The following is a 23,470-nucleotide window of genomic DNA, read 5'->3' on the forward strand; positions in this document are numbered from 1 at the left end:
CTGGATGCGGCGCCGCAATGCACCACACGACGCCCGCACCCGCTGCGGGCGTCGTACGTTACGAATGCCGCTGCCATGCAGCGGCATCCGTATTTGCCTCAGAGCTTGGCGCGCTGCTCGCGCAGGCCGGTCAGCTGCACCGTCCAGTCGTTCAGGCGTGCACGTTCCTGCTCGACCACCGCCGCCGGTGCGTTCTGCACGAAAGTGGCATTGCCCAGTTTGCCGTTGCACTTGCCGATCTCGCTTTCCACACGCTTGATCTCCTTGTCCAGACGGGTGCGCTCGGCATCCATGTCGACCAGGCCTTCCAGCGGCACCAGCAGCGTCAGTTCGCCGACGATGGCGGTGGCCGATGGCGGCGTGTCCTGGCCGGCCTGCAGCCAGTCGATCGCTTCGAGCTTGAGCAGGAAGGACAGCTGCGACGCGAAGCGGGCAATGCGCGCACGGTCGTCGCCGTTGCCGGACTGCAGCAGCAGGCGGACCTGCCTGGACGGCGGCACGTTCAATTCGCTGCGCACGCGGCGCAGCGCCGAGACCATCGACTTCAGCCATTCGACATCGGCTTCCGCACCGGCATACGCGCTGGTGTCGAGGTCACCGGCCTGCGGGAATGCCTGCAGGGAAATGGTGGCGTCGGTAATGCCCAGGCGCGGGGCGACCTGCTGCCACAGTTCTTCGGTGACGAACGGGGTCAGCGGATGCAGCAGGCGCAGCAGGGCTTCGAGCACGTAGAGCAGGGTGTGGCGCGTGCTGGCGGCAGCTTCGCTGTCCTGGCCGTTGAGTGCAGGCTTGGCCAGTTCGACGAACCAGTCGCAGAACGCATTCCAGGCGAACTCGTACAACGCCTGCGCAAGCAGATCGAAGCGGTAGTTGGCGTAATGCGCGTGGGTGTCCGCAGTGACCTGGTCCAGGCGCGCCAGAATCCACTTTTCCGTTTCGGTGCGCGGTTGCGGCACGCCGGTAAAGTGCGCGCCCTCGCTATTCATCAGCACGAAGCGGGTGGCATTCCACAGCTTGTTGCAGAAGTTCTTGTAGCCCTCTGCACGTCCCAGGTCGAACTTGATGTCGCGGCCATGCGTGGCGAGTGCGGCGATGGTGAAGCGCAGCGCGTCGGCACCGTGGGCGATGATACCGTCCGGGAATTCCTTGCGGGTGGCTTTCTCGATCTTCTCGGCCATGCGTGGCTGCATCAGTCCGCTGGTGCGCTTGGTCACCAGGTCCTCGATGCTGATGCCGTCGATGATGTCCAGCGGGTCGAGCACGTTGCCCTTGGACTTGGACATCTTCTGGCCCTGCGCATCGCGGATCAGGCCGGTGATGTAGACATCGCGGAACGGCACCTGGCCGGTGAAGCTGTCGGTGGCCATGATCATGCGCGCCACCCAGAAGAAGATGATGTCGAAGCCGGTGACCAGCACCGACGAGGGCAGGTAGCGGTCGAAGCCGCGCTCGGCCATCGCGTTCGCATCCGGCCAGCCCAGCGTGGAGAACGGCCACAGCTGCGAAGAGAACCAGGTTTCCAGCACGTCGCTGTCCTGATGCAGCGCGACGTCGGCACCCAGGCCGTGTTTCGCGCGCACTTCGGCCTCGTCATGGCCCACATAGCACGTGCCAGCGGCGTCGAACCAGGCCGGGATGCGATGGCCCCACCACAGCTGGCGGCTGATGCACCAGTCCTGGATGTTCTCCATCCAGTGGCGATAGGTGTTGATCCAGTTCGGCGGCACGAACTGGATCTGGCCGCTTTCGACCAGTTCCAGCCCGCGCCTGGCCAGCGCGTCCATTTTCACGAACCACTGGTCGGTGAGATAGGGCTCGATCACCTGGCCGGTGCGATCGCCGCGCGGCACCTGCAGCTTGTGCGGCTTGGTTTCCACCAATCGACCTTCGTCTTCCAAATGGGCTAAGACAAGTTTGCGAGCGTCATAGCGGTCCAGCCCCACATAAATTGAAGGGATCGAATACGCAAGATGCTGGCCGGTACGTTTGCGCTGGATTTGGTTGAGTTCGCGCCAATCGATGCCTGGTTCGACGAAGGGATACACGTCGTCCGGATACTGCGTGCGTGGATCGACAATCTTTGCCTCAGCCGTGAACAAGTTCACTAACGGGAGGTTATGTCGTTCACCGACCTGATAATCGTTGAAATCGTGCGCAGGCGTGACCTTGACCACGCCGGTGCCGAAGGCACGGTCCACGTAATCGTCGGTGATCACCGGCACTTCCCGCCCGGTCAGCGGCAACACGATGCGTGCGCTGTGCAAGCTGCGGTAGCGCGGATCTTCCGGATGCACCATCACCGCGGTATCGCCGAGCATGGTTTCCGGGCGCGTGGTGGCTACCACCAGATAGTCGCGCATCTCGCGCAGGGTCTCGTTGCCGTCGGCATCGTACTCGACGTGTTCGTAGCTCACGCCATCGGCCAGCGGGTAGCGGATCGACCACAGGAAGCCGTCTTCTTCGACGTTCTCCACTTCCAGGTCGGAGATGGCGGTCTTCAGCACCGGATCCCAGTTGACCAGGCGTTGGCCGCGATAGATCAGGCCCTGTTCGTACCAGCGCACGAACGCTTCGTTGACCGCCGCCGACGGCTGCGGATCCATGGTGAAGCTGCTGCGCGACCAGTCGCTGGAGGTGCCCAGCCGGCGCATCTGGCGTTCAATGGTATCGCCGGACTGCGCCTTCCATTCCCACACCTTGGCGATGAAGCCCTCGCGCCCCAGCGAATCGCGTGTTTCGCCCTTGCCTTCCAGCGCCAGGTTGCGCGACACCACCATTTCGGTGGCGATGCCGGCATGGTCGGTGCCCACCTGCCACAAGGTGTCATAACCGCGCATGCGGTGATAGCGCACCAGCGCATCCATCAGCGTCTGCTGGAACGCATGGCCCATGTGCAGCGTGCCGGTGACATTGGGCGGCGGCAGCAACACGGTGTAGGGCTCACCCGTGCCGGACGGTGCGAAGTAGCCGGCCGCCTCCCACTGCGCATACAGGCGCGATTCGAAGGTAGCGGGGTCGTAGCTGGGGGCGAGGGTGGTCATAGAGGGGCTGGGATTCGTGATTCGGGAGTCGGGATTGGTTGCGTCATGGGGCCGGCGAGAACCATGGGCAACCCATTGCATCAAGGTCGGCGGTGACGCGGTAGAGCTGATTGGCTGTTCGGGATTCGTCGTTGGAAGGATTGCGTGGGTGCGTAACCATCTGCTGTTACCAATCCCCAATCCCGACTTCCCAATCCCCGCCCCACTCACATGTCGTACTTGGTCAGCTCCAGGCCCAGGGCCTTGTACTGTTTCCAGCGCTCGCGCAGCGGTTCGCGGGCGGCGGGGTCGGCGGGGACCACTTCGAGCACGCGGTCGCAGGCGCCCAGGTACGGGTCGTCGCGCAGGTTGATCACCAGCGGTCGGGAAGGGGCGGCGAATTCCGGCGCGGCGATCAGCACCGGGGCCAATTCGTCCTCGTCGTCGGTGCCGGCGATCTGGTGCGGCACGTAGGCCTCGTCGTCGAATGCCCACAGCAGGTCGTCCAGCGCTTCGGCCTGCTCCGCGTCGCGCGCCAGGATCAGCGTGGACAGGTTGGCGTCGTTGGCCTTGCGCGCCAGCTCGCACACCAGCCGCAGCGGTTCGTTGAGGAAGCGCGGCTTGGCGATCAGGTAGAAGTCGGCACGGGGCATCAGGGCGGGGATTCGTTGAGAGGGATTCGGAATTGGCAACGGCAGGTCATGGCCGTGAGCACACTGCTACGGTCGGCGGGATGCGTGCGCTTCGCACGCATCCCGAATCTCCATTCCCCAGTCACGCCGCGCCGCTGGCGGCGCGATCCAGCAGCCACTGGGTCAGCAGCCCGACCGGACGGCCGGTGGCCATGCCGCGCTTGCCTTCGTCGCTGGCCACGCCGGCAATGTCCAGGTGCGCCCAGCGCTGGTTCTCGGTGAAGCGCGACAGGAAGCAGCCGGCGGTGATCGCGCCGCCCCAGCGGCCGCCGATGTTGTAGACGTCGGCGAAGGTGGAGTCGAGCAGGCCCTGGTACTCGTCCCACAGCGGCAGGCGCCAGGCGCGGTCGAACACGTGCTCGCCGGCGGCCAGCAGTTCGTTGGCCAGGTCGTCGTGCTTGCTCATCAGGCCGGCGGTCTGGTGGCCCAGCGCCACCATGCAGGCGCCGGTCAGCGTGGCCACGTCCACCAATGCTTCCGGGTTGAAGCGCTCGGCGTAGGTCAACGCATCGCACAGGATCAGGCGGCCTTCGGCGTCGGTATTGCCGACCTCGATGGTCTTGCCCGACATGCTGGTGATCACGTCCGACGGGCGGTAGGCATTGCCGTCGATGGCGTTTTCCACCGCCGGCACCACCACCACCAGGTTGATCGGCAGCTCGGCCCTGACGGTGGCCACGAAGGTGCCGATGACGTTGGCGCCGCCGCACATGTCGTACTTCATTTCCTCGATGCCGCCCTGCGTCTTGAGATTGACGCCGCCGGTATCGAAGGTGATGCCCTTGCCGACCAGCACGTACGGGCGCGCGTCGCCGCCACCGTTCCACTTCAGCACGATCAGCCGCGGGCGGTTGGCCGAGCCGCGTGCCACCGACAGCAGCGAGCCCATGCCCAGCGCTTCCATCTGCTGCTCGTCCAGGATCTCGGACTCGGCCCCGGGCACCTTGTCGGCGAAGGCGGCAGCGGTCTCGGCCAGATAGGCCGGGGTGCAGTAATTCGGCGGCAGGTTGCCCAGCTCGCGGGCGAACTCCACGCCCTCGGCGGTGGCCACGCCCACGGCCAGTGCGCGGGCGTCGTCGCCGGCGATCGCCAGCGTGGTCAGGCCGGTCTCGTCGACCTTCTTCTTGCCCAGCGTGGCGGTGTAGCGATAGGCGGCATGGTCGCTGACCACCACCGCCTGGCGGATGTTCCAGGCCGCGTCGCGGGCCTTGATCGGAAGTTCGGTCAGGGTCAGCAGGGCGCTGCCCACCGGCCCGGCCTTGAGCGCACGGGTGGCATCGCCGATTGCCTTGAGGTACGGCGCTACGCCGAACTTGCCTGCATCGCCCAGGCCCACCGCCAGCACGCGCGGGGCGGCAACGCCGGGCAGGTCGTGCAGCAGGGTGGTGGCGCCGGTCTTGGTGGCCACATCGCCGCGTGCCACCAAGGCCGTGAGACGGCCCTGGCTGGCGCTGTCCAGCGCCTGGGCGGAGGACGAGAGGGTCTTGTCGGCGAACACGCCAACCACGATGCAGTCGACGTCAGCGCTCGCCGGCGCGTCTTGGTTCAGGGTGAATTGCAGGGCCATTGATCAGATTCCGTAGGCAAATCCGTACAATCGCGAGCCGTTTACGCCGGCCTGGATAGGCTGGCGGCGCCGCGAACGAATCCGAGAGTTTAAAACAAGCCCACCCCATGCCGAAGCTCGATCGATACCTGCTCAGCGATTTCACCCAGAGCTTCCTGGCCACCCTGATCGTGCTGCTGGTCGTCAGCGTTGGCGGCGTGCTGGTGGATATCCTGGGCAATATCGCCGACGGCCGCATCCCGGCGCGCCTGCTGCTGTCGCAGGTGGGCCTGCAATTCGTCGCCTACCTGCCCATCATCCTGCCGCTGGCGCTGATGCTGGGCCTGCTGCTGGCGCTGGCGCGGCTGTACCGTGATTCGGAAATGGCGGTGATCACCGCCATTGGCGTCGGCCCCAGGCGCATGCTGCGGCCCATGCTGATGCTGGTGCTGCCGGTGGTGGCCATCATCGGGCTGTGTTCGCTGTGGCTGGGCCCCTGGGCCAGCCGTACCGCCGAACGCATGCTGGAAGACGCCAACCGCAGCGTGCTGATGGCCGGGCTGGAGTCGGGCAAGTTCACCCCGCTCTCTGGCGGCGGCGTGGTCTACCTGACCACCATCTCCGCCGATGGCAAGGGTTTGGGCAAGGTCTTTCTGCAGCGGCAGAAGGACGACCGCATCGACGTGGTGACCGCCCAGCGCGGCGCGATGTTCTTCGAAGGCAAGACCGACCGCTATCTGCGGCTGGAGGACGGCTACCGCATCGAAGGCCCGGCCGCCGGCGACACCCTGGACTACCGTTTGATGAAGTTCGCCAGCAACGACGTGGCCCTGCCCGATCGCACCCAGGTCCGCGACGCCAACGATCCGGAGGTGATGTGGACCACGCAACTGCTGTCGGATGAACGTCCGGCGGCGCGCGCGCAACTGCATGAGCGGCTGGCCCCGCCGCTGATGGCGCTGGCTTTCGCGCTGCTGACCCTGCCGCTATCGCGCAGTGCGCCGCGGCAGCAGCGCTACGGCCGGATCATGCTGGCCTTCCTGGCGTACATGGTGGGTACCAATCTGATGATCGTGGGCACCCAGTGGATCGCCAACGGCAAGACCCCGGCGGCGCTGGGCCTGTGGTGGTTGACGCTGCCCCTGCTGGCGGTCGCGATCTGGGCCTATTCCCGCGATGGCCGGGTGCGCCGGCCGAGGGCGGGCGCATGAGGCTGATGCCGCGGGTGCATGATTGGTACGTCGGCCGTGCGGTGCTGTTCACCGTGCTGCTGACCTGGGCGGTGCTGCTGGGTCTGGACCTGGTCAATGCGTTTGCCAGCGAGGCCAAGAATATCGGCCAGGGCAGTTACAGCTTCGGGCACGCGGTGGCCTATGTGGCTTACACCGTGCCGCGTCGCGCCTACACCTTGTTCCCCACCGCCGCGGTGATCGGTGCGCTGATGGGGCTGGGGCAACTGGCGGCCACCTCCGAACTGACCGCATTGCGGGCTCTGGGCGTGTCGCGCAAGCGCATGTCCGCCTCGGTGGTGGCCGCCATGGCGCTGCTGACCGCCAGCATGGTGATCAGCGGCGAAACCGTGGGGCCGTGGGCGCAGAACCAGGCAGACACGCTCAAAACCAGCGCCCGCTACAACAGCAATATGGCAATGGCGCGCTACTCCGGATTATGGGCACGCGAGGGCGACACCTTCTTCAATGCGATGAGCGGCGAAGAGAAGTTGCTCGACGGAGGCGGCACCGCGCTGGCCCTGCACGATGTACGGCTCTACCAGCTGGACGCGAGCGGCCGGGTGCGGCAGCTGACGCATGCCGCGGTGGCCGAGCATCGCGATGGTGCCTGGACCTTGAGCAATGTGCGTCGCGACACCTTCCAGGAACGCTCGGTGCAACGCGAGACCTTCGCCCAGTTGCCGTGGCAATCGCAACTCAGTCCGGCTGCGCTGGCGGCCGGGTTGGCCAAGCCGCGCAATCTGTCCGCGCACGATCTGTCGCAGAGCATCGAGTACCGCCGCCGCAACGGGCTGGATGCGCGCGATTACGAAGATCAGTACTGGAGCCGCTGGTTCTACCCGGTGAACGTGCTGGCGTTGTGCATGGCGGCCATCCCGTTCTCGTTCGGTTCGCTGCGCAGCGGCGGCCTGGGCAAGCGGCTCTTCCTGGGCATTCTGTTCGCCCTCGGCTTCTGGCTGCTGCAGTTGTTCTTCGGCCGCATGGCCGGCGCGCTCAAGCTGGACTACCGCATCGCCTATGCGATTCCACCGATGGTGATGTTGGGGGTGTCGGCCTGGTTGTTCCGGCGGCGAAGTAGTTGAGCCGGGTGTGGCGCCCCAGTGTGTTCGGCGTCGCACTGTGTGTGCTGTATGCGATGCCCATGTCGCTGTGCCTGTGGATCGCTCAGCAGGCCGATGGCGACGATAAGGGACGATTTGTGGTGCTGCAGCTGCCGCTCACCCCGCAGCTCGCGCTGCTGGATGCGATCGGCGCGGATGCCTGGCTACGTGGTCTGTCCTGGCTGACGAGTTACCTCGTCCTGGTGCCGCCCTTCCTGGTGGTGCTGTATCTGTTGGGCAGTCTGGTGCAGGCATGGATCGCGCGCGCCCTTCCGCGTTTTCACGGTAGACGACACTGATCGAATGATCCAGGCCGCGATCGCTCGATGGCGCCACAACTCACCCGATGGCAGCGTCAATCAGGTGCTGTCCGCACGCGATGTGCACCGCCATCCAACGACTTGGACGTGCGGTGTAGCCGGGTGCCGCTCGCCCGGTCGTGCCAGGTGAGGCGGTCGCGGTCCAGCCAGGCCCACCAGAATCCGGCGCCGCCCAGGGCCAGCGACAGCGTGCCTACCGCATAGCGCGTCCAGGCCTGTCGCCAGGTGGGGCGTGGCTCCTGCAGTCGCAGCCGCCACGGGCGCATGCCCAGGGTCTGCCCGCCGCGGCGCCAGCTGACCGTGGCGTACGTGCCGGCCACGATCCAGCAGCACAGCCACAGCAGCCACTGCCATGCGCTGAAGGGAGCGATGTTCTGGCGTGCGGGGTGTCCTGCCAGGGTAAAGCCCAGCGTGAAACCGGTGGACACCAGCATCCACAGCGCCAGCGCCGGCCACAGGTCGTAACACAGGGCCAGTATCCGCCAACCCAGCAGGGCAGGTGGGCGGGCGACGTGGGGCGCGGGATTCGATGTCATGGCACGAGCATAGCCGGCGCCGGCGCTGCAACAACGCCGCGCTGCGGCAGCACCTACCTCCCGCTCGGCATGCCGTGCCCCAGTGGCGGCGCATCGGGCCGGCGGTGCGTCGCGGCATGTCACCCATGGCATGCGGTGCCTCGCGCGTCCGGCGTCCTGCGCTCTATGCTGTCGCGATGTCCGCCAGCACTCCCGCCGAGCGCCGTCAGCTCACCCAGCAGCTACCGCCGCTGCAGGCCGCCGATGCCGCCGCCATCGAGCGGTTTCTGGACCGTTTCTGGGCCGAAAACGGCGTGGCACGGCAGACGCTGGACAGCTATCGGCGCGACCTGGAAGGGCTGGCGCGCTGGCGCAACGGCGCGGCCGGCGGCTTGCACGAGGTGGATCGGTCGGCGCTGTTCGACTATCTGCGCTGGCGCACCGAGGCGCGCTACTCGCCGCGCAGCAACGCCCGGCTGTTGTCCACCTTGCGCGCGTTCTACGGGCTGCTGCTGCGCGATGGCGTGCGCGGCGACGACCCGACCGCGTTGTTGGACCCGCCCCACCTGCCGCGCTCGCTGCCCAAGGCGTTGACCGAGACCCAGATCGACGCCCTGCTGGCGGCCCCCGACCTCCAGGCGCCGCTGGGGTTGCGCGACCGCGCCATGCTCGAGCTGATGTATGCGGCCGGGCTGCGCGTGAGCGAGTTGGTCACGCTGCCGGCAGTGGGCGTCAACCTGCGTCAGGGCGTGCTGCGGGTCACCGGCAAAGGCAGCAAGGAGCGCCTGGTACCGTTGGGCGAAGAATCCCAGCATTGGCTGGAGCGCTACCTGCGCGATGCGCGCCCGCTGCTGGCCGCCGGCAAGGCGGTGCCCGCAGTGGACGGGCAAGTCCCCTTGTTCATCGACGCGGCCCGCCAGCCGCCCAGCCGCCAGCACTTCTGGTCGCTGGTCAAACGCTACGCGGCGCTGGCCGGCATCGACCCGGCCACGGTGAGCCCGCATGGCCTGCGGCATAGTTTCGCCACGCATCTGCTCAACCGTGGCGCAGACCTGCGCGCGCTGCAGATGTTGCTGGGCCACAGCTCGCTCTCGACGACCCAGATCTACACGCTGGTGGCACGCGCGCACCTGCAGACACTACATGCCCGGCACCATCCGCGCGGCTAGCAAGTACCCCTTGGGCACGGGATCGTGCCGCGACGAACGCTCACAGGCCGGAGGAAGGTCTGGCATCGGGCGCCTGACGCCGGCGTAGGTCGCACGTGCGCCCCGTTCGACTCCCGGGGCCTGCTCCGGACCCGGCATGTCGTGATCGCGGTCGCCATTGGTGTGAATCCTCTGGAACGTATCAGGCCGGGCCTCCCCTGCATCCGCTCCGGCCGCAGGGGAGGCTCGCCAGAGCTGCGGCAACGCGGTCCGTGCTGCGGCAGGGACGACGGGCGGGGCGTCGTGAAGGTATCGCGCCGGGAGCGAACCCCCTGTCGCGCCCGCTGCCAGGCTTCATCTGCGCTGTGCGAGAATCGAGCCACCCCATTCCACTGGATGCGTGAATGTATCGTCTTGCCATCGCCGCGCTGCTAGGCGCAATCAGCCTCACCGCTTGCGCGCAATCCTCGCAGCCTGCGGCAAGCAATGCCGCCAAGCCAGCCGCCGCCCCCACCGCCGCCGCCGGGAATGTCGACCAGCGCGTGGGCAGCGCGCTGAAGGCGCTGGACCCTGACTTCAAGCCCGATTACATCGGTGCCGCGCCGTTCCCCGGATTCCGTGAGGTGGTGGTCGGCGGTCAGGTGCTGTACGTCAGCGATGACGGGCGTTACCTGATCCAGGCGCAGCCCTTCGATATCCAGAACAAGCAGTTCGCCGCCAGCCCTGGCTTGCTGGCGTATCGCCGCAAGCAACTGGAGACCGTGCCCAAGGCCGATCGCATCGTGTTCGCGCCGGCCAATCCCAAGTACACCGTGACGGTCTTCACCGACGTGGAATGCGGCTACTGCCGCAAGCTGCACAGCGAGATCGGCGAGCTCAACAAGCAGGGCATCGCGGTGGAATATCTGGCGTTTCCGCGCATGGGACTGGGCAGCCAGGACCACAAGGAAATGATCGCGGTGTGGTGCGCGGCCGATCGCAAGCAGGCATTGACCGCTGCCAAGTCCGGCCAGCCGGTCGCCTCCAAGGACTGCAAGAACCCGGTATCGATGGAATACACGCTGGGCCAGCGGCTGGGCGTCAACGGCACCCCGGCGATCTTCGCACCCGACGGCACCCAGCTCGGCGGCTATCTGCCGCCGGCGCAGTTGCGCGAGGCGCTGGAAAAGCGTGCGGTGACCACTGCCGGTGGCAGCCGCTAAGGTCTGGCGCAGTTCGGGCTGGCGGTGCGCCGCTGGCAGATGTGCCGCGGTGGTTGTCACAGACAAAGGAGGCCGGGTGCATCTGCGTCCCGGCCTTTGTCGTTGACGGGAGCGCAGTTGCACGGATGGCCTGCGGGCAGCGTGTGGCGGCCAACAGGGTGGCCGGGCATGGGCAGGCGCGGAAATGCAGCGAGGAGTTGCGGCGGAGCCTGCTCCCACTGCGTCGTCTACACGGGCAGCATCGGCGTCGTGGCGGTGGCGTGCGCCACGCTGCCGCCCTTGGACGGCGCACCGTAATGCAGCCAGTGGTCGAGCCCGTGAGCCGCCAATCCCGAATCCCGGCCAGCCAGCCGGCCGGCTCCGACCAACCTCCGTTACAATGATCGGCCCCGTTTCTGACACGGTTCCCCGGACATGATGGTCCTCGAGGGCGCTTCCGCCCTTTCGCCGTTCCGCCGCGCTCGGCTCGAAACCCGCCTGCAAACCCTCGTTCCCGCGCTGCGCATCACTGGCGCCTGGCACGTCTACTTCATCCGCGCCGAGGCCGGGCAATCGCCCGACCAGGCCACCTTGCAGCGGATCCTGCAGGCCGCAGCCGACCCGGCGCCGCGTGCCGAGGACGCCTCCTCGCATTACGTGGTGCCGCGCCTGGGCACGTTGTCGCCGTGGTCGAGCAAGGCCACCGAACTGGTGCGCGGAGCCGGGCAGCCGATCCAGCGGGTGGAACGCGGTACCCGCATCGATCTGGCGGGCTGGCCGCACGATGCCGCAGCGCAGGCCGCCGTGGCCAAGCTGCTGCACGACCCGATGACGCAGTCCTTGCTGGGGTCGGCCGCCGCCGCCGAGGCGCTGTTCAACGTGCCGGACCCGGGCCAGCTGCAGCGCGTACCGCTGGATGGGCTGGAACAGGCCAACCGCGACCTGGGCCTGGCGCTGGCGCAGGACGAGGTCGATTACCTGCGCGAGCGTTTTGCCGCGCTGGGTCGCGACCCGGCCGACGTCGAACTGATGATGTTCGCGCAGGCCAACTCCGAGCATTGCCGGCACAAGATCTTCAATGCCAGCTGGACCATCGACGGCAAGCCGCAGGAGCGCTCGCTGTTCCGCATGATCAAGCACACCCACCAGCAGACCCCGCAGCACACCTTGTCGGCCTACAGCGACAATGCGGCGGTGGTCGAAGGCGTGCCGGCCGCGCGCTACCGCCCGGATCCTGCCACCGGCGAATACCGCAGCGAAGCGGTGCTGCCGTCGGCGTTCGCGATCAAGGTCGAAACGCATAACCATCCGACTGCGATCGCACCGTTCCCCGGCGCGGCCACCGGTGCCGGCGGCGAAATCCGCGATGAAGGCGCCACCGGCCGCGGCGGCAAGCCCAAGGCCGGCCTGACCGGTTTTTCGGTTTCGCACCTGCGCATCCCGACGCTGCCGCAGCCGTGGGAAGCACCGCGCGCGCTGAACCCGCGCATGGCGCCGGCACTGGACATCATGCTCGACGGCCCGCTCGGCGGCGCCGCGTTCAACAACGAATTCGGCCGGCCGAACCTGCTGGGCTATTTCCGCAGCTTCGAGCTGGCCGAAGGGCAGGGCCTGACCCGCGCCTACGACAAGCCGATCATGCTGGCCGGCGGGTTGGGCGCGATCGATCGTCGCCAGGTCGAGAAGCTGCGCCTGCAGCCGGGCGATGCGGTGATCGTGTTGGGCGGCCCGGCGATGCTGATCGGGCTGGGTGGCGGCGCGGCCAGTTCGGTGGCGGCCGGCGACAGCGCCGAGGCGCTGGATTTCGCCAGCGTGCAGCGCGAGAACCCGGAAATGGAACGCCGTTGCCAGGAGGTGATCGACCGCTGCGTTGCGCTAGGGGGCGACAACCCGATCCGCTGGTTCCACGACGTGGGTGCGGGTGGTTTGTCCAACGCCATTCCGGAGCTGCTGCACGATTCGGGGGTGGGCGGCATCATCGACCTGGGCCGCGTGCTCAGCGACGATCCGTCGCTGTCGCCGCTGGAATTGTGGTGCAACGAATCGCAGGAACGCTATGTGCTCGGCGTGCCGCAGGCGCGCCTGGACGAATTCGCCGCCATCTGCGCCCGCGAACGCTGCCCGTTCGCCGCAGTGGGTGTGGCCACGGCCGAGGAGCGGCTGGTGGTGGGGTATGGGACGTTGGACGCCGGGACTCGGGACACGGGATCTCTCGGGACCCGGGACCCGGGACCCGGGACCCGGGAAGAGCAAACGCAAGAGCGTGATTCTGCTTCGTCCGCCGGTGGTGCGTCCGTCGCCGCCGATCCTGCTGTCCCGGGACCCGGGTCCCGGGTCCCCGGTCCCGGCCTTCCCATCGACCTGCCGATGGACGTGCTGTTCGGCAAGCCGCCGAAGATGCATCGCGATACGGTGCATCCGGCCGCGCCGCAGTGGCCGGTGCTGCAGACCGCTGGGCTGGATTTGCACGAGGCCGGCCTGCGTGTGCTGGCGCATCCCACCGTGGCGTCGAAGAGTTTTCTGGTCACCATCGGCGACCGCAGCGTGGGCGGTCTGACCGCACGCGAACAGATGATCGGGCCGTGGCAGCTGCCGCTGGCCGATTGCGCGATCACGCTGGCCGGTTTCGAGACACTCGAAGGCGAGGCGATGTCGATCGGCGAGCGCGCGCCGCTGGCGCTGTTGAATGCGGCGGCATCGGCACGCATGGCGGTCGGCGAGGCGATCACCAACCTGTGCGCCGCCCCGGTGCAGGCGCTGGACAGCATCAAGCTCTCGGCCAACTGGATGGCCGCGGCCGGTCATGCCGGCGAAGACGCGCTGCTGTACGACGCGGTGCGCGCCATCGGCATGGAGCTGTGCCCGGCGCTGGAGCTGAGCATTCCGGTGGGCAAGGATTCGCTGTCGATGCAGGCGCAGTGGGTGACAGGCGGGACCCGGGACCCGGGACCCGGGACTCGGGAAAAGCAACCGCAAACGCAAGAGCGTGATTCTGCGTCGCTCGCCGATGGCGCCTCCGTCGCCGTCGATCCTGCTGTTCCGGGACCCGGGTCCCGGGTCCCGGGTCCCGTCACCACCCACAAGAGCGTTTCCCCCGTCTCGCTGATCATCAGTGCGTTTGCGCCGGTAAGCGATGTCCGTACCCAGCTGACGCCGCTGTTGCGCAACGACGAACAGAGCGAGTTGTGGTTGATCGGGCTCGGTGGCGGCAAGCAGCGCCTGGGCGGGTCGGTGCTGGCACAGGTGTACGCCGACGACGCGGCGCTGCCGGCATTCGGTGGCGAGGTGCCGGACCTGGACGATGCGCAGCGGCTGCGCAGCTTCTTCGAGCTGATCCGCGATGCGCGCCAGAGCGGGTTGCTGCTGGCGTATCACGATCGCAGCGACGGCGGTGCGTTCGCTGCGCTGTGCGAAATGGCGTTCGCTTCACGGCAGGGCCTGGACATCACGCTCGATGCCTGGGGCGAGGATGCGTTCCGCAGCCTGTTCAACGAAGAACTCGGTGCGGTCGTGCAGATCGCCAGCGAAGACCGCGCGGTGTTCGCGGACCTGGTCGAGCGGCATGCGCTGACCGAATGCGCCCAGCGCATCGCGCGCCCCACCGGCACGCCGCGCGTGCGGGTGAGCGGTCAGGGCAGGGTGCTGGCCGAATGGCGCTGGGAGGAATTGTTCGACGCGTGGTGGTCGGTGACCCACGCCATGCAGAAGTTGCGCGACAACCCCGACAGCGCCGACGAAGAGCGCGCGCTGGCACGCGACTTCAAGGCTCCCGGCCTGCGGCCGACGCTGTCCTTCGATCCATCCGAGGATGTGGCCGCGCCGTTCGTGGCCACCGGCGCGCGGCCCAAGGTGGCGATCCTGCGCGAGCAGGGCGTCAACGGGCAGATCGAAATGGCCTACAACTTCGAGCGTGCGGGATTCCGTGCGTTCGATGTGCACATGAGCGACCTGATCGCAGGGCGCGTGGATCTGGCGCAGTTTTCCGGCTTCGCTGCGTGCGGCGGTTTCAGCTACGGCGACGTGCTGGGCGCCGGCCGCGGGTGGGCCACCTCGATCCTGGAACGCTCGGCCTTGCGTGACGCCTTCGCCGCGTTCTTTGCGCGCAGCGACACGTTTGCGCTGGGCGTGTGCAACGGCTGCCAGATGCTCAGCCAGCTCAAGGACATCATCCCCGGTGCCGAGCATTGGCCGCGTTTCCTGCGTAACCGCAGCGAACAGTTCGAAGCGCGCACCGCGCTGCTGGAAGTGGTGGAGTCGCCGTCGATCTTCCTGCGCGGAATGGCCGGCTCGCGGATTCCAGTGGCGGTGGCGCATGGCGAAGGGCGCGCTGAATTCGATACCGCCGTGGACCAGGCCGCCGCACGCGTGGCCTTGCGCTATATCGATGGCGATGGTGTCGTCGCGTCGCGCTATCCGCTCAATCCGAACGGCTCGCCCGACGGCATCACCGGCCTGACCAGTACCGACGGCCGCGCCACCATCCTGATGCCGCACCCCGAGCGCACGCCGCGCACGGTGAACCTGAGCTGGCATCCGGCGGAGTGGGGAGAAGAAGCCCCGTGGTTGCGCATGTTCCGCAACGCGCGTGTGTGGTGCGGCTGACCGGGCGATCCGAACGCACATGCCGCACGGACAATGGTGATCGCAACGGCCGGGTGGGCGTCCTTCCGGCCGTTGTCGTTTGCGGACGCTGGCGAGCGCCGCGGCCTGCAGGCGCCATGGCGCGAGAGGGCGCAGCATGCATGGGCCTGCCAACGCCCCGGCAGTGAAACAAGGAAGCGGTTTGCGAGCTCGGCACGCAGTCCCTGAGTAGTGCCTTCCGGCACGCGGGGGTGTCGTGAATTAGCGCGACGAAAGCGATATTGCGGCGATCATCTCGCGTGGCTACGTCTGCGATCCATGGCAAATGAAAGTTAGAGAAGCTAACAAAGCGACTGTGCAGCCGTCAGGCGGGCGCGGCCGGTGTTCGGAATCGGCATGTACCACTTGTACACTTCGGTTGCTCCGCGCCGTCTGCACCCACCTGACGACTGCTCGCTACGTTCTGTTAGCCGCTCTTAATGACTCTGGTCGCCGGCTTCCGTGCGATCCAGCGTCTGGATGAAGCAAGGCAGTGGATCGTGTCGCATGATGGGCGCCTCGATTCATCACGCATCGAATGCTTCGATTCCGGGCCTTCCCGTGCGCCGCAAAGCCCTGGAATGAGCGCGGAAAGCGTGCAGGCGCCCTTGGAAACCGCTGTGCGTACGTGAGTTGTCGGACTTGGCACTATCCGAGCCGGCATCGCATCGCGAAGCGCCGGTGCCGGGCGCCTGGGCAGGCGCGTCGATATCGCACCGAGCGCGATCGTACTACGCCGAGGTGGAATGGAACTCTGCAAGTGCGCAGCGCAATGCTGGCAGGAATCAGTGGCACTCCCCGGGACGTGCGGTGCCTATCGCAGCGATAGCGCCATGATCGTTGGTGCGCAGCGACCTGGACACGGGATCCGCTGCGCAATGGAATGCGCGAAGGAGGGGCCACGAATGCCGCTGGCGCGCGCAGTCAGTCGCTCTCGATGCCACTACCGGCACCGCATTTTAAGCGGTGTCGATTTCGACGCGAGCGGCCAGGTGTTGCGGTACGTCGGGTGGTCGCGCCAATCCAGCCTCAGTGGACATAGCGGCGCCTCGAGGCGTTCCGGCACCGGCGTTTCATCGTTTCACTCGAGCCCCAGCAGTGTCGAGCGACCGCCCAGGGCGCGTTGCGGGGGGCGGCTCTGCTGGCGTCAGGGATCCGTCGCCCGTGATGTTGTGCACGCGCCGCGCCGATTCTCTGGCGCGGGTCTGCGCCCCGCGATACGGCGACGGCAGTTCAGACGCGTGAAGACGGCGGCGCTGGACGCGGCTGCGGCCGACCAAGGTTTTGCGCAATCCAGCCTGCTGCCGTCCTGTCGGCGGACTCTTTTTGTCCGCAGCGGGCACAGCTATTCAGTCCGAAAATGTCTCATGAGACACGACGTAGGTCTCTGTTTTCCAAAGAATTATCAAAAAAATAATAAAAGCAAGCCGAAGTGTGACAAAAAGCACGCTTATCTTCGCTTCCTGTCAAAAACTTGACGCCTGATTTGGCGGCTGTTAACACTTCGCGCAGCTCTATGGTTGGGTAGCGTTCACTTTTTGACTATCCAGGGTGCAGGTACAACGTCCACCCGCCGGCAGGTCCATAGCGCCAGCAACCACGGGGAATCGCACGGTGCGGTCGGCCGCTCGATGGTGGGGGTTTGTCACTAACCAGTCCCAACAACTCAGGAGTCGTAGTCGATGAATCGGATTTATCGCAAGGTCTGGAACAAATCGTTGGGCGTGTGGACCGTGGCCTCGGAATTGGCCAGCGGCGACAGCCCTGGAGCAGTCGCTCAGGCCTCGCTCATCGACCGCCGGCACAGCCTGGCGCTGACTGCCGCAATCGCCCTGGCGCTGGGTAGCGCAGGACTCGTCGCCCCCATCGATGCCGCTGCGCAATCGGTCGAAGTCGGCCGTGGCGCCTCTGCACCTGCCGGCAAGGCCACCGCCATCGGTGCCGGCAGCCGTGCCAGCGCCACCGGCGCGGTCGCCACTGGCGCCGACAGCAGCGCCACCGGCGTGAACAGCAGCGCGATCGGTCGCCAGACCAACGCCATTGGTGAAAACGCCGTGGCCATCGGCTACAACAGCTTCGTCCGCCAGGCTGGCGAGAACGGCGTGGCGCTGGGCGCCAATGCCGGCGTCACCGGCGCCAATTCGGTCGCGCTGGGCGCAGGCTCGCGTACCCACGAAGACGACGTGGTGTCGATCGGCAGTGGCAATGGCCGCGGCGGCCCCGCGACGCGCCGCATCACCAACCTGGCCGCCGGTGTCAATGCGACCGACGCGGTGAACCTGCAGCAGCTCACTGCGGTGTCCGATGTGGCTTCGGCCACGGCCCGCAGCTTCGCTGCCACCGGCGACGGCAATGCGCTTGCCGAAGGTGTCGACAGCGTGGCGGCCGGTTCCAACGCGTCGGCGCTGAGCGATTACAGCACTGCGCTGGGTTCCAGCAGCATTGCATCCGCGCAGGGCGCTACCGCAATCGGCAGTGGCGCAAGTGCCACGACCGACAACGCCATGGCAGTCGGTTTCAATAGCACCGCCATCGCCGAGAATGCCACTGCGCTTGGTGGCAACAGCAACGCATCGGGCGATTCCAGCACGGCGGTGGGCGGTGCAAGCCAGGCCGCTGCCAGCGGGGCCACCGCACTCGGTTACGAGGCCATCGCCAATGGTGCGGACTCCACGGCGCTGGGCGTGAGCAGTGTGGCCTTCGGCGACACCAGCACCGCCGTGGGCAGCGCGAGTGTGGCATTCGGTGCCGGCAGCGCTGCCTTCGGCGTCAATGCCGCTGCAGGTGGCGAGCAGTCCACCGCGATCGGCGCAAACAGTACGGCTCTCGGCGATCGTGCCGTTGCGCTGGGTGTTTCCAGCTATGTAACGGGCTACGACAGCATTGCACTGGGTGTCTCAAGCTATGCCTTGGGCGATGAAAGCACTGCAATCGGCCCATTCAGTCAGGCCGCTGCGGCGGGCGCCGCCGCCGTCGGCAGCTATGCCAGCGCCAGCAACGTCTATGCCACGGCGGTCGGTGCCTATAGCACTGCCAGCGACGTCCACGCTACCGCGCTCGGTGCCGACAGCAGAGCAACGGGATACTTCAGCACCGCAGTCGGCGGCTGGAGCGTCGCCAGTGGGCGCGTTGCGACCGCGATCGGTAACGGGAGCATCAGTGAGGGGGAGGCATCGATCGCGCTAGGCTATACCAGCGTGGCGCGGGGTGATGGTGGCATCGCCGTCGGTACCCAAAGTCTCGCCCTCGGTGGCGACAGCGTGGCGCTGGGCCAGTACACGAACGCGGTTGGCACAGGCGCCATGGCGCTCGGTGGCCAATCTTATGCGCTTGGCGAGGAGAGCGTCGCGCTGGGCTGGCGATCCAACGCCTCGGGCACGCAGAGCGTCAGCCTTGGCAGCGGTGCGTATACGCCCGCTGACAACAGCGTTGCGCTGGGCGCAGGCTCCCTCGCCGATCGCGCCAACACGGTGTCGGTGGGCGCAGCCGGCGCCGAGCGTCAGATCACCAACGTCGCTGCCGGTACCGAGGACACCGACGCGGTGAACCTGCAGCAGCTCACCGCGGTGTCCGATGTGGCCTCGGCCACGGCCCGCAGCTTCGCTGCCACCGGCGACGGCAGTGCGCTTGCCGAAGGTGTCGACAGCGTGGCGGCCGGTTCCAACGCGTCGGCGCTGAGCGATTACAGCACCGCGCTGGGTTCCAGCAGCATTGCATCGGACATCAACACCACCGCCGTCGGCAGCGGTGCGGTGGCCAATTTCAACAATGCCACCGCGGTGGGCTTCAACAGCATCGCCAGCGATCGCTACGCCACCGCGCTGGGCGCGGACAGCACGGCGTCGGGCTTCTATGGCACGGCGGTCGGCAGCACCAGCGTGGCCGAAGGCCGCGGCGCCACCGCGATCGGTTTCGAAAGCATCGGCAACGGGCTCGAATCCACCGCGTTGGGCTTCGCCAGCGTGGCATGGGGCGACACCAGCACCTCGGTCGGTGCGGAGAGTACCGCGTATGGCGAGGGCAGCGTGGCGCTGGGCTTCAGTACGGGTGCCGGTGGTACGGGCTCCATTGCGATCGGTAACACCACCTTCAGTGGCGGCGAACGTGCGATCGCGATCGGTGCGCAGAGCAATGCCGGTGGCGATCGCAGCCTTGCGCTGGGCGCCGACGCGGTTGCCAGCGACACCGCAAGCGTCGCCATCGGCGATGGTGCGCAGGTTGCGGTTGAAAGCAGCGTGGCGCTGGGTGCAGGTGCCTTGGCCGATCGCGCCAACACGGTGTCGGTGGGCACGGTCGGCGGCGAGCGTCAGATCACCAACGTGGCGGCCGGTACCGAAGGTACCGATGCGGTGAACCTGGACCAGCTCAATGCCGTGGCTGGCGCTGCCGAAAATACCGCGCGCCTGTATGCCGGCACCGGCGCAGGCACGGCCGTGGCGCAGGGCGAGGATGCGACGGCGTCCGGTTCCGACGCGACGGCGGACGGCGATTACAGCAGCGCCTTCGGCGCCAGCAGCCAGGCCACTGCCATCGGTGCGGTGGCGATCGGTAGCGGTGCCAGCGCCACTGCGCAATACGCCAGCGCGGCCGGCTACAACGCCGCTGCCAGCGGTTTCAGCAGCGTGTCCAATGGCGCGCTCAGCCAGGCCGGCGGCGACTACGCCGTGGCGGTGGGCGGGGAAAGCGAAGCGGCCGGTGCGCAGAGCACCGCGCTGGGTGCGGCGGCCGGCGCCTATGGCGACGGTTCGCTGGCTGCCGGCGCGTTGAGCGAGGCCGAGGGCAGCGAATCCACCGCAGTGGGGTATTTCGCCAGCGCCAATGGCGAATCGGCCACTGCGGTCGGTGCGGAAAGCGTCGCCAACGGCACCAGCGCTGCTGCATTCGGTTTCGGCGCCGAGGCCACCGCCAACTATTCCACCGCACTGGGCGGCTACTCCACCGCCAGCGGTTTCAACAGCACGGCCCTGGGTAACTTCAGCACTGCCAGCGGCTCGAACACCGTCGCCGTGGGCGGTGATGCCAGCGCCACCGGCGCCTACAGCATCGCGGCAGGCCAGGGCAGCGTGGCCAGTGGCTACAACAGCGTGTCGGTCGGCGGCGCCTTGCTCGGCCTGTTGCCGACCGAAGCCTCCGGCGATTTCTCCACCGCAGTCGGTGGCGCGGCGTGGGCGCCGGGCCTCAACAGCACCGCACTCGGTAATTTCGCCGAGGCCTCGGGCGAAGGCAGCGTGGCCCTGGGCGCCGATTCGGTGGCCGATCGCGACTTCGCGGTGTCGGTGGGCAGCGCCGGCAACGAGCGTCAGATCACCAACGTGGCCGCCGGCACGCAGGGGACCGATGCGGTGAACCTGGATCAGCTCAATGCCGTGGCCGAAGCCGGCCAGGCCACCAGCAAATACTTCCAGGCCAGCGGCAGCGACGACAGCGATGCCGGCGCCTATGTCGAGGGCGACAACGCACTGGCGGCAGGCGAGGGTGCCAATGCGATCGGCGACCGCAGCACCGCACTGGGCTCCGGTGCCCAGGCAGTGGCCGATGCGAGTACCGCCCTGGGCGTGAGTGCACTGGCCAGCGGTACCGGTAGCGCGGCGGTGGGCAGCAATGCGCAGGCCCTGGGCGAGAACAGCAGCGCCGTCGGCAGCAACGCGCAGGCCAGCGACATCGGCGCCACCGCCAATGGTGCGGGTGCACAGGCCGTGTCCACCTACACCACGGCGCTGGGCAGCGAGGCGGTGGCGTCCGACAACCAGGCCACGGCGGTGGGCTTCCGCGGTACCGCGTCGGGCGTGGCCAGCGCCGCGTTCGGCGGTTACAGCCAATCCACCGGCAGGCTGTCCTCGGCACTGGGCTACGGCGCGGAGGCATTGAGCGATTACAGCACTGCCGTGGGTGCTTCGGCGCGGGCGGCAGGCGCCAGTGCCGTGGCCGTGGGCGAGTTCAGCGAAGCGACCGGTGCGGAAAGCGTAGCGGTGGGCGGCAGCACGTTCTTCGGTTTCATTCCTGCGCGTGCCTCCGGCACCGGCGCCGCTGCGTTCGGCGCGGGCGCCTGGGCCACCGACGACTACACCACGGCGATCGGCTGGAACTCGTACGCCGATGGCGCCAACGCAAGCGCGCTGGGACAGAGCGCGGCCGCGCTGGCCGACAACACGCTGGCAGTCGGCGGCGGTAGCCGCGCCGATGCGGTCGGTGCGAGCGTGATCGGTGTGGACGGATCGGCCACCGGTATCAACAGCACGGGCGTCGGCCGGCAGGTCAATGTGATCGGCGAGAACGCGGTCTCGGTAGGCTACAACTCGTTCGTGCGCCAGAGCGCGGTCAATGGCGTGGCCCTGGGCGCCAACGCCGGTGCCACCGGTGCCAATTCGGTGGCGCTGGGCGCGGGTTCGCGGACCTACGAGGCCGACACGGTGTCGATCGGCAGCGGCAATGGGCGCGGCGGTCCGGCGACGCGCCGCATCGTCAACGTCAGCGATGGCCAGGCGGCGACCGATGCGGTCAACAAGGGCCAGCTGGATGCCTTGTCGGCCGATGTGCAGACCACCAGCAGCATGTTCAAGACCACCGGCGATGCCGTGGCCACCGCCAACGGCGAGCGCAGCACGGCCGCAGGTTCCGGGGCTGCAGCGACCGGCGCACGCAGCGTTGCCATCGCGTCCGGCAGCCGCGCTTCGGCCACCGGTGCCAGTGCGATGGGCGTGGACAGCAGCGCCAGCGGCATCAACAGCACCGCGATGGGCCGCCAGACCAATTCCATCGGCGAGAACGGCGTTGCGCTGGGTTACAACTCGTTCGTGCGCGAAAGCGGCAGCAATGCCGTGGCCCTGGGTGCCAATGCCGGTGCCAGCGGCGCCGATTCGGTGGCCCTGGGCTCGGGGTCGCGGACCTATGATGCCAATACGGTGTCGGTCGGTAGCGGCAATGGCCGTGGTGGTCCGGCGACGCGGCGTATCGTCAACGTTGGCGCCGGTGCGATCGCCGATGCCAGTACCGATGCGATCAACGGCGGCCAGTTGTTCCAGTCGCTGAGCAATGCGGCCAGCTTCCTCGGCGGCGGTGCGGCGATCGGTGCGCAAGGCGTCTTCGTGGCGCCGACCTACGTGATCCAGGGTGCCAGCTACAACAACGTGGGTGCGGCGCTGACTGCGCTGGACAGCAGGGTCAGCGAACTCGATGGGCGGTCTGTCGCCGCAGCGCTGCGCCCGACGCCGCCGAGCAATACGGGCGTGCCGGTTGCGCCTGTCTCCACCCCGGTCAGCAATGTCTCGGCCGGCGTGCAGGGCACGCCGACTGCGGCGGTGGTGGGTGCGATCACGCCGGCCGCCACGCCCACGGTGGTGGGGAACGCGGCGGTCGCCAATCACGTCACCGGCACCGCGATCGGCAACAACGCCTACGCGCATGGTCCCAACGACACGGCGATCGGCAGCAATGCGCGCGTCAACGCCGATGGCAGCACCGCGGTGGGCGCCAACACGCAGATCGCGGCAGCGGCGACCAATGCGGTGGCGCTGGGCGAAGGCGCGCAGGTCGCAGCGGCATCGGGCACGGCCATCGGCCAGGGCGCGCGCGCCACCGCGCAGGGTGCAGTGGCGCTGGGCCAGGGTTCGGTCGCCGACCGCGCCAACACGGTGTCGGTGGGGAGCGTGGGCGGCGAGCGTCAGGTGGCCAATGTGGCCGCCGGTACGCGCGCCACCGATGCGGTGAACAAGGGGCAGCTGGACAGCGGGGTCGCCGCGGCCAACAGCTACACCGACAGCCGCTACAGCGCGATGGCCGACAGCTTCCAGAGCTACCAGGGCGATATCGAAGACCGTCTGCGTCGGCAGAACCGTCGTCTGGACCGCCAGGGCGCGATGAGCTCGGCGATGTTGAACATGTCCGCCAGCGTGGCGGGCATCGCCTCGCAGAACCGCATCGGTGCCGGCGTCGGCTTCCAGAACGGCGAATCGGCGCTGTCGGTGGGCTATCAGCGTGCGATCAGCCCGCGCGCCACCCTGACCGTGGGCGGTGCGCTCAGTGGCGATGACCGTTCCATCGGCGTGGGTGCCGGTTTCGGTTGGTAAGCGCGGTTGCATCAACGCGACGGCGCGGTT

12 protein-coding genes and 1 other RNA gene are annotated in these 23,470 nt (G+C 67.7%); 9 read left to right on the forward strand and 4 right to left on the reverse strand.

Annotated elements, in window-relative coordinates:
* Positions 1–98: 98 nt before the first annotated feature.
* The 3 genes from LL962_RS03135 to LL962_RS03145 all read right to left on the reverse strand — a co-directional run bounded on the left by LL962_RS03135 (position 99) and on the right by LL962_RS03145 (position 5,279).
* Positions 99–3,041, reverse strand: coding sequence for a valine--tRNA ligase (locus LL962_RS03135; RefSeq protein ID WP_228315857.1), 2,943 nt, complete (start codon positions 3,039–3,041; stop codon positions 99–101).
* Positions 3,042–3,247: 206 nt separating this feature from the next.
* The gene (locus LL962_RS03140; RefSeq protein WP_104585034.1) at positions 3,248–3,673 is read right to left on the reverse strand and encodes a DNA polymerase III subunit chi; all 426 of its coding nucleotides are present in this window, start codon (positions 3,671–3,673) and stop codon (positions 3,248–3,250) included.
* 121 nt (positions 3,674–3,794) lie between these two features.
* On the reverse strand, positions 3,795–5,279 hold the full coding sequence (locus LL962_RS03145) for a leucyl aminopeptidase (RefSeq protein ID WP_228315858.1): 1,485 nt from the start codon (positions 5,277–5,279) through the stop codon (positions 3,795–3,797).
* 107 nt (positions 5,280–5,386) lie between these two features.
* Between LL962_RS03145 and lptF the strand changes: the two genes are divergently transcribed.
* The 3 genes from lptF to LL962_RS03160 are packed head-to-tail and all read left to right on the forward strand — an operon-like array spanning position 5,387 to position 7,889.
* Positions 5,387–6,469 carry an LPS export ABC transporter permease LptF gene (gene lptF, locus LL962_RS03150; RefSeq protein WP_228315859.1) on the forward strand — a complete coding sequence of 361 codons (1,083 nt, stop codon included), beginning with the start codon at positions 5,387–5,389 and terminating at the stop codon, positions 6,467–6,469.
* The gene (gene lptG / locus LL962_RS03155; RefSeq protein ID WP_104585028.1) at positions 6,466–7,572 is read left to right on the forward strand and encodes an LPS export ABC transporter permease LptG; all 1,107 of its coding nucleotides are present in this window, start codon (positions 6,466–6,468) and stop codon (positions 7,570–7,572) included. The genes lptF and lptG overlap by 4 nt, the downstream gene beginning before the upstream one ends.
* 53 nt (positions 7,573–7,625) lie before the next feature.
* Positions 7,626–7,889, forward strand: coding sequence for a hypothetical protein (locus LL962_RS03160; protein WP_255626162.1), 264 nt, complete (start codon positions 7,626–7,628; stop codon positions 7,887–7,889).
* Between the two features lie 56 nt (positions 7,890–7,945).
* On the opposite strand, the gene LL962_RS03165 is transcribed toward LL962_RS03160, so the two are convergent.
* Positions 7,946–8,446 carry an RDD family protein gene (locus tag LL962_RS03165; protein ID WP_104585024.1) on the reverse strand — a complete coding sequence of 167 codons (501 nt, stop codon included), beginning with the start codon at positions 8,444–8,446 and terminating at the stop codon, positions 7,946–7,948.
* A 176-nt stretch (positions 8,447–8,622) separates the two neighbouring features.
* On the opposite strand from LL962_RS03165, the gene xerD reads away from it, so the two are divergent.
* From xerD to LL962_RS03195, 6 genes are all read left to right on the forward strand, one after another.
* Positions 8,623–9,594 carry a site-specific tyrosine recombinase XerD gene (xerD, locus tag LL962_RS03170; protein ID WP_228315860.1) on the forward strand — a complete coding sequence of 324 codons (972 nt, stop codon included), beginning with the start codon at positions 8,623–8,625 and terminating at the stop codon, positions 9,592–9,594.
* A gap of 383 nt (positions 9,595–9,977) precedes the next feature.
* Positions 9,978–10,775: a DsbC family protein gene (locus LL962_RS03175; RefSeq protein WP_228315861.1), complete on the forward strand. Its 798-nt coding sequence runs from the start codon at positions 9,978–9,980 to the stop codon at positions 10,773–10,775.
* A gap of 414 nt (positions 10,776–11,189) precedes the next feature.
* The gene (gene purL / locus LL962_RS03180) at positions 11,190–15,356 is read left to right on the forward strand and encodes a phosphoribosylformylglycinamidine synthase (RefSeq protein WP_228315862.1); all 4,167 of its coding nucleotides are present in this window, start codon (positions 11,190–11,192) and stop codon (positions 15,354–15,356) included.
* Positions 15,357–15,731: 375 nt separating this feature from the next.
* Positions 15,732–15,807, forward strand: a non-coding RNA gene (locus tag LL962_RS03185) — sX9 sRNA.
* A 7-nt stretch (positions 15,808–15,814) separates the two neighbouring features.
* The gene (locus LL962_RS03190; protein WP_228315863.1) at positions 15,815–16,006 is read left to right on the forward strand and encodes a hypothetical protein; all 192 of its coding nucleotides are present in this window, start codon (positions 15,815–15,817) and stop codon (positions 16,004–16,006) included.
* A gap of 1,050 nt (positions 16,007–17,056) precedes the next feature.
* Positions 17,057–23,440: an ESPR-type extended signal peptide-containing protein gene (locus LL962_RS03195; RefSeq protein ID WP_228315864.1), complete on the forward strand. Its 6,384-nt coding sequence runs from the start codon at positions 17,057–17,059 to the stop codon at positions 23,438–23,440.
* Positions 23,441–23,470 lie beyond the last annotated feature (30 nt).

It is taken from the genome of Xanthomonas sp. NCPPB 1067 (genome assembly GCF_020783795.1).
Classification (GTDB): Bacteria; Pseudomonadota; Gammaproteobacteria; order Xanthomonadales; family Xanthomonadaceae; genus Xanthomonas; species Xanthomonas melonis.